The sequence below is a fragment of the Rhizobium sp. J15 genome (assembly GCF_002531825.1).
Lineage (GTDB): Bacteria > Pseudomonadota > Alphaproteobacteria > Rhizobiales > Rhizobiaceae > Rhizobium.
The window spans coordinates 42,159-54,783 of sequence record NZ_NWSX01000014.1 but is presented as its reverse complement, the minus strand read 5'-3'; the positions used below and the strand labels follow the sequence as shown (position 1 = coordinate 54,783).

The 12,625-nt window shown below is 62.5% G+C and carries 11 protein-coding genes; 5 read left to right on the top strand and 6 right to left on the bottom strand.

All coding sequences use genetic code 11. The features are described 5' to 3' along the window. Positions 1-126: 126 nt before the first annotated feature. The 5 genes from pdxA to CO670_RS14630 all read left to right on the top strand — a co-directional run bounded on the left by pdxA (position 127) and on the right by CO670_RS14630 (position 6,077). The gene (gene pdxA, locus CO670_RS14650) at positions 127-1,113 is read left to right on the top strand and encodes a 4-hydroxythreonine-4-phosphate dehydrogenase PdxA (protein WP_097590961.1); all 987 of its coding nucleotides are present in this window, start codon (positions 127-129) and stop codon (positions 1,111-1,113) included. Positions 1,114-1,437: 324 nt separating this feature from the next. Next, on the top strand, positions 1,438-2,451 hold the full coding sequence (locus CO670_RS14645; RefSeq protein ID WP_097590888.1) for a sugar ABC transporter substrate-binding protein: 1,014 nt from the start codon (positions 1,438-1,440) through the stop codon (positions 2,449-2,451). A gap of 62 nt (positions 2,452-2,513) precedes the next feature. Beyond that, positions 2,514-4,064, top strand: a complete 1,551-nt coding sequence (locus CO670_RS14640) for a sugar ABC transporter ATP-binding protein (RefSeq protein WP_097590887.1) — start codon at positions 2,514-2,516, stop codon at positions 4,062-4,064. Further along, positions 4,054-5,073: an ABC transporter permease gene (locus CO670_RS14635; RefSeq protein ID WP_097590886.1), complete on the top strand. Its 1,020-nt coding sequence runs from the start codon at positions 4,054-4,056 to the stop codon at positions 5,071-5,073. The genes CO670_RS14640 and CO670_RS14635 overlap by 11 nt, the downstream gene beginning before the upstream one ends. A 2-nt stretch (positions 5,074-5,075) precedes the next feature. Continuing rightward, positions 5,076-6,077 carry an ABC transporter permease gene (locus CO670_RS14630; protein ID WP_097590885.1) on the top strand — a complete coding sequence of 334 codons (1,002 nt, stop codon included), beginning with the start codon at positions 5,076-5,078 and terminating at the stop codon, positions 6,075-6,077. 24 nt (positions 6,078-6,101) lie between these two features. On the opposite strand, the gene glpK is transcribed toward CO670_RS14630, so the two are convergent. From glpK to CO670_RS14600, 6 genes are all read right to left on the bottom strand, one after another. After that, positions 6,102-7,604: a glycerol kinase GlpK gene (gene glpK / locus CO670_RS14625; protein WP_097590884.1), complete on the bottom strand. Its 1,503-nt coding sequence runs from the start codon at positions 7,602-7,604 to the stop codon at positions 6,102-6,104. A gap of 149 nt (positions 7,605-7,753) precedes the next feature. Beyond that, positions 7,754-9,475 (bottom strand): ABC transporter substrate-binding protein, encoded by a 1,722-nt coding sequence (locus CO670_RS14620; RefSeq protein ID WP_088678086.1) that lies wholly within the window; start codon positions 9,473-9,475, stop codon positions 7,754-7,756. A gap of 79 nt (positions 9,476-9,554) precedes the next feature. Then, a complete protein-coding gene (locus CO670_RS14615; RefSeq protein ID WP_097590883.1) occupies positions 9,555-9,836 on the bottom strand; it encodes a DUF2160 domain-containing protein in 282 nt (93 codons plus the stop codon). A gap of 13 nt (positions 9,837-9,849) precedes the next feature. Continuing rightward, positions 9,850-10,671, bottom strand: a complete 822-nt coding sequence (locus CO670_RS14610) for a carbohydrate ABC transporter permease (RefSeq protein WP_010027958.1) — start codon at positions 10,669-10,671, stop codon at positions 9,850-9,852. 14 nt (positions 10,672-10,685) lie between these two features. After that, on the bottom strand, positions 10,686-11,549 hold the full coding sequence (locus tag CO670_RS14605; RefSeq protein WP_088678084.1) for a sugar ABC transporter permease: 864 nt from the start codon (positions 11,547-11,549) through the stop codon (positions 10,686-10,688). 3 nt (positions 11,550-11,552) lie between these two features. Then, positions 11,553-12,623 carry an ABC transporter ATP-binding protein gene (locus CO670_RS14600; protein ID WP_097590882.1) on the bottom strand — a complete coding sequence of 357 codons (1,071 nt, stop codon included), beginning with the start codon at positions 12,621-12,623 and terminating at the stop codon, positions 11,553-11,555. Positions 12,624-12,625: the final 2 nt, after the last annotated feature.

Genomic DNA, 12,625 nt, shown 5'->3' with positions numbered 1-12,625 from the left:
CCAGGTCGGCCTAAAATCTGAATCCTGTTCTAAATTAAAGAGTTAGAGCATGATGTCGCCCGAAAACCGCCTACACTTTTCGGCATCATGCTCTAGGCGACACGGTTTTCAGAAGGGACTTTGATGATGGACAGGAATGCAAAAGTCGCCGTGACGCTCGGTGATCCCTCTGGCGTCGGCCCCGAAGTGATCGTCAAGGCGCTGGCCGCCCTTCCGAACGAAGAGCGCGGCGATTTCGTCGTCGTTGGCAATGTGGAAGCGCTGGAGCGGGCCGACCGCGTCAGCGGCACGGGCCTGAAATTTGCGCCTGCCGACGCCGCCGGCGAGGGCAGGATCGCCGTCGACGAAGTTCTGCTGGGCGCGGCCCTCCCCGAGATCGGCAAGGTCAGCCCGGTCGCGGGCGACGCGTCGGTGCGCTATATCACCCGCGCCGTCGATCTCGCCATGTCTGGCGAAGCCGATGTCATCGTCACCGCGCCGATCAACAAGGAGGCGATGAACCTTGCCGGCCATCACCATGACGGCCATACCGGGCTTCTCGCGCATCTCACAGGCTCGAAAAGCTCCTTCATGCTGCTTGCCTCCGAACGGCTGAACACCATCCATGTCTCGACCCATATCTCGCTGAAGGGCGCGATCGAACGCGCCAAGACGGAGCGGGTGCTGGCGACCATCGAAGCCGGGCACAAGCATTTTCTGCGCCTCGGCAAGAAGGCCCGCATCGCCGTTGCCGGCCTTAACCCGCATTGTGGCGAAAACGGCCTGTTCGGCACCGAAGACACGGAATTCCTGGCGCCCGCCGTCGAGCAGGCGCAGGCCAAGGGCATCGACGTCGTCGGGCCGATCTCGGCCGATACCGTGTTCGCCCGCGCCTATAACGGCGCCTTCGATCTCGTCATCGCCCAATATCACGACCAGGGCCACATTCCGATCAAGCTCGTCGCCTTCGAAACGGCGGTCAACGTCTCGCTCGGTCTGCCGATCGACCGCGTATCGGTCGATCACGGCACCGCCTTCGACATAGCCGGCACCGGCAAGGCCAACCATGTCAACATGCTCTCGGCCATCGCCTATGCCCGGCTGATGGCCCGCTCGCCGCGCCAGAAGGCGTAATGCACAATCTGCGAGGAGCGACTAAAGCACGTCGCGACCTTCCAGATTCGCTTGCCGCGCTTTAAGTTTCGTTTTTACGCGTGTCGTTATCGCGACACGCTTTAGCCGCCGCTCCTCGCGGCAAATATCTTTGCCGCCGCCATGCACGCCGAACAGGCAATCTCTGACGGGCGGCGGGATGCTTCCGGGAAAACCGGCAGCCAGGAATGCGTTTTCGCTCCGTCCACTCTTTTCCTCTGACAGCATCTTTTTGGAAATTCATTTCTCCTCATTTCTATTAGTCCATTTAATTTATAGATATAAGTCAATTTTGAGAGAGCGGTCATGAGCATCGAAAAGTCCGGAAGCGGCCTCGGAAAACGGGATCTGCTGAAATTGTCCGTAGCGGCCGGGGTCGCCGTCGCCGGCGCTTCGCTGATCGGGCGGAAGCCTGTTTTGGCAGCCGATGAAGAATTGTCGCTGAAGGGCAAGCGCATCGCCATCAGCGCGACCGGCACCGATCATTTCTTCGACCTGCAGGCCTATAATGCCCAGATCGAAGAAGTGAAACGTCTCGGCGGCGAGCCGATCGCCGTCGATGCCGGACGCAATGACGGCAAGCTGGTCTCGCAGTTGCAGACCTTGATCGCGCAGAAGCCGGATGCGATCGTTCAAATCCTCGGCACGCTGAGCGTCATCGATCCCTGGCTGAAGAAGGCCCGCGATGCCGGTATTCCGGTCTTGACCGTCGATGTCGGCTCGACCAATTCGATCAACAACACGACGTCGGACAATTGGGGCATCGGTAAGGATCTCGCGCTCCAGCTCGTCTCGGATATCGGCGGCGAAGGCAATATCGTCGTCTTCAACGGCTTCTATGGCGTTACCCCCTGCGCCATCCGCTACGACCAGCTGGTCAACGTCGTCAAATATTTCCCGAAGGTGAAAATCCTCCAGCCGGAGCTGCGCGACGTCATCCCGAATACTGTGCAGGATGCCTTCACCCAGATCACGGCAATCCTCAACAAATATCCGGAAAAGGGGTCGATCAAGGCGATCTGGTCGGCCTGGGATATTCCCCAGCTTGGCGCCACCCAGGCGCTGACGGCAGCGGGGCGGACGGAAATCCGCACCTACGGCGTCGATGGCAGCCCCGAAGTGCTGCAGCTTGTCGCCGATCCGAATTCGCCCGCCGGCGCCGACGTCGCCCAGCAGCCGGCGGAAATCGGCCGGACCGCCATCCGCAACGTCGCGAGGCTCCTCTCCGGCCAGACGCTGCCGCGCGAGACCTATGTGCCGGCGCTCCTCGCCAACAAGGCCAATGTCGGCGAAGTCACCAAGAAGCTCGGCATCGGCTGACGCTCGCCGATGGGCGATCCGGCATGGCCGGATCGCCCGGGCAAGATGACCGGAGAGATCCTATGACGGCCATTTCCTTGGAGCAGCCGGTGACGGCGGGCGACGATATCATTCGCTTCGAAGGCATCGTCAAGCGCTTCGGCGGCGCGCAGGCACTGGCAGGCGCATCGCTGTTCGTCAAGCGCGGCACCGTCCACGGTCTCGTCGGCCAGAACGGCGCCGGCAAGTCGACGCTGATCAAGCTGCTTGCCGGTCTTCACCAGCCGGATGACGGCCGGATCGAGATCGAAGGGCGGACATTCGACAGGCTGACGCCACATCTCGCCGAAGAGCTGGGCATCCACTTCATTCACCAGGACCGGCTGCTGGTGCCGACCTTCACCGTCGGCGAGGCCCTGTTCCTCGGGCGGGAACCGCGCATATCGGGCACGCCCTTTCTCGACCGGCGGCTGATGCAGCGCCGCGCCTCCGATATTCTCAACGATTATTTCGGCCTCCGCTTGCCGAACACCGCCCTGATCGGCGAATTGTCGACCGCCGAAAAGCAGATCGTGCAGATCACCCGCGCCCTCCTCAACCAGCCGAAGGTGCTGGTCTTCGACGAGCCGACGGCCGCGCTGGTGGCTCGCGAGGCCGATATCCTCTTCCGGTTGATCCGCCGCCTGCGCGATGAAGGCGTGACAGTCATCTACATCTCGCATTATCTGAACGAAATCGAGGAACTCTGCGATCATGTCACCGTGCTGCGCAACGGGCTCACCGTCGCTTCGGTGCCGATCGGAGAGACTTCGGCCGCCGCAATCGCCCGGCTGATGGTCGAGCGCGACATCAAGGAGATGTTTCCGAAGCCGCAGGTCACATCAGGTGAGGAAATCCTCAAGGTCGAGCAGTTGTCGTCGCCGGGGAAATACAGCGACATCAGCTTCTCGCTTCACCGTGGCGAGGTGCTTGGCCTCACCGGCCTGCTCGGCTCCGGCGCCAAGGAACTGGTGCGCACCCTCTTCGGGCTCGAGACGCCGGCTTCCGGCAGCATCGAGATCAACGGCAAAGCTGCCCGTTTCGCCAATCCGAAGCAGGCGGCCGGTCACGAGATCGCGCTGGTGCCGGAGGACCGGCGCAGCCATGGCGTTGCGCTCGACCTCAGCGTTGCGGAAAATACCAGCCTTTCCAGCCTCGACCGGTTCACGCGTTTCGGCTTTCTCGATCGCAAGCGCGAACAGCGTGAGATCGATGCCCTGATCACACGGCTGCAGGTGAAGGCCAGCGGCCGGAACGCGCTTCTGCGCACCCTGTCTGGTGGCAATCAGCAGAAGGTGGCGATCGCCAAGTGGCTGAGCCGCCATTCCGAGATCTATCTCCTCGATGAGCCGACGGTCGGCGTCGATATCGGCTCTAAGGTCGAAATCTATACGCTGATCGGCGAGCTTGCGGCGCGGGGTGCGGCCGTCATCGTGCTGTCCTCGGACCTGCCCGAGCTCGTCGGCATCACCGATCGCATCCTCGTGCTCTTCCGCGGCCGCGTGGCGCGGGAATTCATATCGTCTGAGACCACTGCAGATGCCGTGCTGGCGGAATCGACCGGATCGCCGGAGGGTAAGCGTCATGTCGGCTGAAGTGGAATTCGCACCTGCCGGATTTTCGGCGATAGAACCGCCTCCCCGGCCGGCCGGCAACATCGCCGCTGGCGTCTTGCGCTTCGGATCATTGATCGCGTTTGCGGCCATTCTGATCGTCTTCTCGCTCACCGCGCCTTATTTCTTGAGCGTCGGCAATATCGGCAACGTGCTTGGCCAATCCGCCATATCGGGCGTGCTGACCATCGGACTGACGGTCGTTCTGATTGCCGGCGGCTCCAATGTCGTCACCGGCGGCATCGACCTGTCGCTGGCGGCCAATATGGGCCTCAGCGCCGCCGTCTATGCCAGCCTGACACAGCTCGGCTACGGCGATGCGACGGCCATCACCGCCTCGATCCTGACCGGGGCGCTGATCGGCACGGTCAATGCCGTTGCCGTCGTCTATGCCGGCATCGTGCCGCTGCTTGCCACGCTTGCAGTGATGAACATCGTCGCCGGGCTGGAACTGGTGCTGACCCAGAATACCGTCTTGCCGGCCTCCACACCGTTCCTCTCGGCGCTTTCGGCGTCGGATCCCCTCGGCCTGCCGGTTCTCGCCTATGTGCTCATCGGCTTCACGGCGATCGCTACGGCGATCGTGCAATATACGCCTCTCGGCCTGCGTCTTTCTGCCGTCGGCGAATTCCCGGATGCGGCGCGCGCCGCCGGCCTGCCGCTTCGCCGACTACTATCAGGCGCGTTCGTCGCCAGCGGCATATCCGGCGGCATCGCCGGCATCCTGTCCGTCTCCTATCTCAGCGGCAGCACGACCGGCTCCGGCGAGATGCTGCTGCCCGTCGTCGTGATCGCCCTGCTCGGCTCGGTCTTTTCGCGCCGGCTGGTTCCGACGGTCACCGGCACATTTCTTTCGGCCCTGCTGATCGGTTTCCTGACCAACGGCTTCCAGCTGCTCAACATTTCGAGCACGATGGTCAGTGGGGTCCAGGGTGTGCTCATTCTGATCGTGGTCTCCGCGACCACGCTGTTGCGCCGGCAGGAGGCCTGATCATGTCGCTCCAGACTTCGACGCCCGCCGCCGCCAACCTGCCGCGCCTCATCGCCGCCGGCGCGGTGCGATACGGGCTGATCCTCGCGCTCGTGGCAGTGTCCGCGATCTTCTCCGCGGCAACGCCGACTTTCCTGACGCCAGCGAACCTCCAGAGCATACTGGTCAACAACTTCACGCTGCTCGCCATCGTCTCCATCGCCATGACCTTCGCCGTCTCGTCGGGCGGCATCGATCTTTCTGTCGGAACGGCGATGGATTTTGCGAGCTTCTCCTTCGTCTCCCTCGTGCTCGCCGGACAGCCGGTGGCAATCGCCGCTCTTGCCGGATTGGCGGCCGGGGCGCTCGTCGGCGCCTTCAACGCGCTGCTGATATCAGGGATCGGCGTGTCGCCTTTCCTTGCCACGCTCGGCACGCTGTTCATCGGCCGCAGCGTGCAGCAATTGCTGACCAATGGCGGCAATCCCGTCTACCTGCCGCCGAGCGGCGTGCCCGAGGCTTTCCGTTTTCTCGGCCATGGCACGATCGCCGGCCTCCCCGTGCCGCTTGCAGCCGCCATCGCAATCATCGCCGCCGCAGCGGTCGTCTTTGCCCGCACCCGGTTCGGCCGCGTCATCCTCTCGATCGGCATCCAGCCAGCGGTCGTGCGCTATTCCGGCATCGGAACATCTGCCCACATCGCAGTGACCTTCATCATCGTCGGCTTGATCGCAGCCGTCGCCGGGCTGATCCTGACGGCGACCGTCACCGTCTATATCCCGTCCTCCGGCAATGCCTTCCTGCTGAATGCGATCGGCGCCACCTTCATCGGCACGACGCTCAGCCCGCTCGGGCGGCCGAATGTCGGCGGCACCGTGCTTGGCGTGCTGCTGCTCAGCATCGTCGCCAACGGGCTGCTGCTGACCGACCTGAATTTCTACTGGCAGCAGGTCGGCACGGGCACGCTGATCTTCGCCGTGCTCGCGCTCAGCTTCATCAACAGGAATGCCGCCGGCCGCGTGTAAGGCGAGCCGCATCCCGGCAATGCGTCAGCCGGCCGAGGTGTCTGAGATCATGCGCGATACGGCATTCTTCCAGCCGATGATCTTCCCCTGCCGCTCGGTCTCTTCCATTGCCGGGCTGAAGCGGCGGTCGCAGGCCCAGGCCTCGGCAAATTCGCGCTTGCCGGGCCAGATGCCGGCTTTCGATCCGGCAAGCCAGGCTGCCCCGAGCGCCGTCGTCTCGCGGATCGCCGAGCGGTCGACGGGATTTCCCGTGATGTCGGCCAGGCACTGCATCGTCCAATCCGAAGCCGCCATGCCGCCATCGACGCGCAGCACCGTTTCCAGCTGATTGGCGCCCCAGTCCTTTTTCATCGCCACCAGCAGGTCGAGCGTCTGATAGGCGACGGATTCGAGAACGGCGCGGGCAAATTCCGCCGGGCCGCTGTTTCGCGTCAGACCGAAGATCGCGCCGCGCGCGGCCGGATCCCAATAGGGCGCGCCGAGGCCGGTGAAGGCAGGAACGATGTAGACCTGCTGTCCGGGATCGGCCTTGGTCGCCAGAATCCCCGCTTCGGATGCCTGATTGATGATGCCGAGGCCGTCGCGCAGCCATTGCACGGCGGCACCGGCGATGAAGATCGAGCCTTCGAGCGCATAGGTCGTCTCACCGTCGAGCCGGCAGGCAATCGTCGTCAGCATACGGTTGGAAGAGGAAACGCGATCCCTGCCGGTATTGAGCAGCGCAAAACAGCCGGTGCCGTAGGTGGATTTCATCATGCCGGGCTCGAAGCAGGCATTGCCCACAGCCGCCGCCTGCTGGTCGCCGGCCACCCCGAGGATCGGCAGGGCAGCGCCGAACAGCGCCTCATCGACCCGGCCGAAATCATCGGCGCATTCCCTCACCTCGGGAAGCATGACGGCCGGGATGCCGAGAATGCCGAGAAGCTCCTCGTCCCATTCACCGTCGTCGATATTGTAGAGCAGCGTCCGCGACGCATTGGTCGCATCGGTGGCATGCACGCGACCATCAGTCAGCTTGTAGATCAGCCAGCTGTCGATCGTGCCGAAACAGACTTCGCCCGCCTCCGCCTTCTCGCGCAGGCCATCGACATTATCGAGCAGCCAGCGCAGTTTCGTTCCGGAGAAATAGGGGTCGAGCAGCAGGCCGGTTTTGGCGCTGAACAGTTTTTCATATCCGTCGGCCTTCAGGCTGTCGCACATTTCGGCAGTACGCCTGTCCTGCCAGACGATCGCCCGGTGAAGCGGTGTTCCGGACCGGCGGTCCCAGACGACCGCCGTCTCGCGCTGATTGGTGATGCCGATCGCGGCGATCGCGGCGGCGTTCAAGCCGGCATCGGCGATTGCCCCGCGCACGGTATCGATGACGGACTGCCAGATTTCGGCGGCGTCGTGCTCCACCCAGCCGGGCTGCGGATAATATTGAGTGATCTCCGCCTGCGCCGAGCCGGCCATTTTCATGTCGCCATCGAAGATGATGGCGCGCGAAGACGTCGTGCCCTGGTCGATCGAAAGAATATAGCCGCTCATATCCGTCTCCGGCTCACGCGAAACCGCTCCGCCTGCCGGAAACGGCAGGACGCGGACGTCTCATGAGAAAGATTGTGGGGTGCCACCGGCATGCAGCCGGTGGCGGGAAGTGATGGCCGGAAGCCTCGTCGCTTCCGGCCGGGTCCGCCTTACTTCTGCCAGCTCTTGACGAGTTCGTCGTAGTTGACGGTAAGCGGCTTTTCCTTCTCGTTCTCGATCTTCAGCTGCGGCGCAAGGTTGCCCTTCTTCACCGCATCCGCGTTCCAATAAGCGAGATCATGCTCTTCGGCGAGTTTCGGGCCGATATCGCCCTGGACCTTGGCCCGCTCCAGACGCTGGAGCACCTTTTCCTGCTCGGAGCACAGCGAGTCCATCGCTTCCTGCGCCGTCTTCGCGCCGGAAGAGGCGTCGCCGATCGCCTGCCACCAAAGCTGTGCCAGCTTCGGATAGTCGGGAACGTTCGTACCGGTCGGCGACCACTGCAGGCGGGCCGGCGAACGGTAGAATTCGACGAGGCCGCCAAGCTTCGGCGCGCGGTCGGTGAAGGACTTGTGATCAAGCGTCGACTGGCGGATGAAGGTCAAGCCGACATGGCTCTTCTTCACGTCGACAGTCTTCGACGTCACGAACTGGGCATAGAGCCAAGCCGCCTTGGCGCGATCGTCCGGCGTGGACTTCATCAGCGTCCAGGAGCCGGCGTCCTGATAGCCGAGCTTCATGCCGTCCTTCCAGTAGACACCATGCGGGCTCGGTGCGAAACGCCATTTCGGCGTACCGTCCGCATTGACGACCGGCAGGCCTTCCTTGACGAAGTCGGCGGTGAAGGCCGTGTAGGTGAACATCTGCTGGGCGACTTCACCCTGAGACGGGACCGGGCCGGATTCGGAGAAGGTCATGCCCTGGGCGGCTGCCGGTGCATAGGCCTTCATCCAGTCCAGATATTTCTGGATGGAGTAGACTGCGGCCGGGCCGTTGGTGTCGCCGCCGCGCGCGACGCACGAACCGACGGGACGGGAGTTCTCGTCGACCTTGATACCCCATTCATCGACCGGCTTGCCGTTCGGGATGCCCTTATCGCCGTTGCCGGCCATCGACAGCCAGGCGTCGGTGAAGCGCCAGCCGAGCGACGGGTCCTTCTTGCCGTAGTCCATATGGCCGTAGACCTTCTTGCCGTCGATCTCGCGGCCGGTGAAGAACTCGGCAATATCCTCATAGGCCGACCAGTTGACCGGCACGCCGAGATCGTAACCGTACTTCGCCTTGAAGTCGGCCTTGTTCTTCTCGTCGTTGAACCAGTCGTAGCGGAACCAATAGAGGTTCGCGAACTGCTGGTCGGGCAGCTGGTAGAGCTTGCCGTCAGGCGCCGTGGTGAAGGACTTGCCGATGAAGTCGTCGATGTCGAGGCCGGGATTGGTGACATCCTTGCCTTCGTTGGCCATCCAGTCGGTCAGCGAGCGGGCCTGCTGATAGCGCCAATGGGTGCCGATCAGGTCCGAGTCGTTGATATAGGCGTCATAGATGTTTTCGCCCGACTGCATCTGCGTCTGCAGCTTTTCGACGACGTCGCCTTCGCCGATCAGGTCGTGGGTGATCTTGATGCCGGTGATGGCGGTGAAGGCCGGGGCCAGCACCTTGGATTCATATTCGTGTGTCGCGATCGTTTCGGAAACGACCTTGATGTCCATGCCGGCGAAGGGTTTCGCTGCATCGACGAACCACTGCATTTCCTTTTCCTGGTCAGCGCGGGGAAGCGTCGAGAGATCGCCAACTTCCTTGTCGAGGAAGGTCTTCGCCTCGTCCATGCCGGCATAGGCCGATGCGGTCATTGCCAGCAGCAGACCTGCTGTCGTCGTCAATAAGTGCCGTCGCATAATATCCTCCCAGGGTTTGCGATTGCAGTCACATACTCAGGCGGCCAAGGACCCCCGGCCATCTGTCTTCACTTTGCCGTCACACGTAGCGGAACACGCCGATGGCGTAGACCACGGAGATGGCAAGAGCCCACCACAGGTTGGGCCCAGCGAGCCCAAGCCATGCAAGATGAATGAAAGCGCTGCCCAGCAGCGAAACGAAGAGCCGGTCGCCACGCGTCGTCTCGAAGCGCAGCACGCCCATGCGCGGCGAGCCGCCCGGCGAAAAATATTCCCAAACGCTCATGGCGATCAGAAGCGCCAGGATCGTCAGGAAGAACAGCGCCGTCGGCAGCGTCCAGGCCATCCAGGAAAAATTCATGACCGTCTCCTCCTCAAACGCGCCCGAGCGCGAAGCCCTTGGCGATGTAGTTGCGGACGAAATAGATGACGAGTGCGCCCGGAATGATGGTGAGCACGCCGGCCGCCGCCAGCACGCCCCAATCCATGCCGGAGGCGGAGACCGTTCGCGTCATGATCGCCGAGATCGGCTTTGCCGCCGTCGTCGTCAGCGTGCGGGCAAGCAGCAGTTCGACCCAGGAAAACATGAAGCAGAAGAATGCCGCCACGCCAACACCGCTTGCGATCAGCGGAATGAAGATCCTGATGAAGAAGCGCGGGAAGGAATAACCGTCGATATAGGCGGTCTCGTCGATCTCCTTCGGCACGCCGGACATGAAACCTTCAAGGATCCAGACGGCGAGCGGCACGTTGAACAGGCAGTGGGCAAGCGCCACGGCGATATGGGTGTCGATCAGGCCGAAGGCCGAATAGAGCTGGAAGAAGGGCAGTGCGAAGACCGCCGGCGGCGCCATGCGGTTGGTCAGCAGCCAGAAGAACAGATGCTTGTCGCCGAGGAAACGGTAGCGCGAGAAGGCGTAAGCCGCCGGCAGCGCCGCAGCCACCGAGATCACCGTGTTCATCACCACGTAGATGATCGAGTTGATGTAGCCGTTATACCAGGACGGATCGGTGAAGATGACCGTGTAGTTGCGCAGCGTCGGGTTCGTCGGCCAGAGCGAGAAGGCGCCGGTGATCTCGGCGTTCTCCTTGAAGCTCATATTGACGAGCCAGTAGATCGGCAGGATCAGGAAGATGATGTAGATCGTCGGGACGAGCCAGGAGAGGCTGCCTGCAGGTTTGAATTTATTGGTCATGATTGCCCTCCCCCTTAGCTCGCGTCGCTGCTGGTCATCACGGTGTAGAACACCCAGGAGAGCAGCAGGATGATGAGGAAATAGATGATCGACATTGCCGCCGCCGGGCCGAGATCGAACTGGCCGACCGCCATCTTCACAAGGTCGATGGAGAGGAAGGTCGTCGAGTTGCCGGGGCCGCCGCCGGTGACGACGAAGGGCTCGGTGTAGATCATGAAGCTGTCCATGAAGCGCAGGAGCACGGCGATCAGCAGTACCCGCTTCATCTTCGGAAGCTGGATGTAGCGGAACACGGACCAGCGCGAGGCGCCGTCGATCTTGGCGGCCTGATAATAGGCGTCGGGGATCGAGACGAGGCCGGCATAGCAGAGCAGCACGACAAGGCTCGTCCAGTGCCAGACGTCCATGACGATGACGGTGACCCAGGCGTCAATCGGATCGCGGACATAGTTGTAGTCGAGGCCAATCGCTTCGAGGGTATGGCCGAGCAGGCCGATATCGACGCGCCCGAAGACCTGCCAGATGGTGCCGACGACATTCCACGGGATGAGCAGCGGCAGCGCCATCAACACCAGGCAGACGGGAACGCCCGGCCCTGATTTCGGCATGTTGAGCGCAATAAAGATCCCGAGCGGAATTTCCAACGCCAGGATGATGAAGGAGAACAGCAGGTTGCGCTGCAGCGCTTCCCAGAAGCGGTCGGAATGCAGCGTCTGGATGAACCAGTCGGTGCCGGCCCAGAAGAATTCGTTGTTACCGAACGTATCCTGGACCGAATAGTTGACGACGGTCATCAGCGGGATGACGGCCGAAAAGGCGACGAGCAGCAGCACCGGCAACACCAGAAACCAGGCTTTGTTGTTCCAAGTCTTCTGCATGGCTCAGGCCTCCCTGCCGACACGCCAGCTGTCGGCGTAGATGCTGATAGCGGACGGATCGAAGGTGACGCGGGCATCCGCGGGGATATCGGCATCTTCGGGCACAACGATCGCGAGCGGCTGGCCGGCGAAACGGGCCCGCACGATCTTCTGCCGGCCGATATCTTCGACCTTGCTGATCGTGACCGGCATACCCTCGCGTCCGAGACGGATGAATTCCGGGCGGATACCGAGCTCGGTTTTGACCGAACCGGCGGTCTTCGGCGCGTAATCGAGCGTCAGCACCTCGTCCCCGACCTTGACGGCGCTGCCGTCGACCTGAGCCGGCATGACGTTCATACCGGGCGAACCGATGAAATAGCCGACGAAGGTGTGGCTCGGCCGCTCGAAGAGCTCGGCCGGCGTGCCGATCTGAACGATCTGGCCGTCATACATGACGACGACCTTCTCGGCGAAAGTCAGCGCCTCGGTCTGGTCGTGGGTGACGTAGACCATGGTGAAACCGAACTGCTTGTGCAGCCGTTTCAGCTGCGAGCGCAGCACCCATTTCATGTGCGGATCGATGACGGTCAGCGGCTCGTCGAACAGGATGGCGTTGACGTCGTTGCGAACCAGGCCGCGGCCGAGAGAGATCTTCTGCTTCTGATCCGCCGTCAGCCCCTGCGCCTTGCGCTTGGCCCAGCCGGCAAGGTCGATCATTTCGAGAATGTCGCGGACGCGCCGGTCGACATCGGCTTCCGCCACGCCGCGATTGCGCAGGGGGAAGGCGAGATTGTCGTACACGGTCATCGTGTCGTAGATGACGGGGAACTGGAAGACCTGCGCGATGTTGCGGCTCTGCGTCGAAAGATTCGTCACATCCTTGCCGTCGAAGAGGATGCGGCCATGCGAAGGCTGCAGCAGACCGGAGATGATGTTGAGCAGCGTGGTCTTGCCGCAGCCGGAAGGACCGAGCAGCGCATAGGCGCCGCCGTCGTTCCACTCGTGGTCGACTTCCTTCAGCGAATAATCATTCTCCGTCTGCGGATTGGCTCCGTAGGCGTGGCGGATATGGTCGAGCGTAATGCGTGCCATTG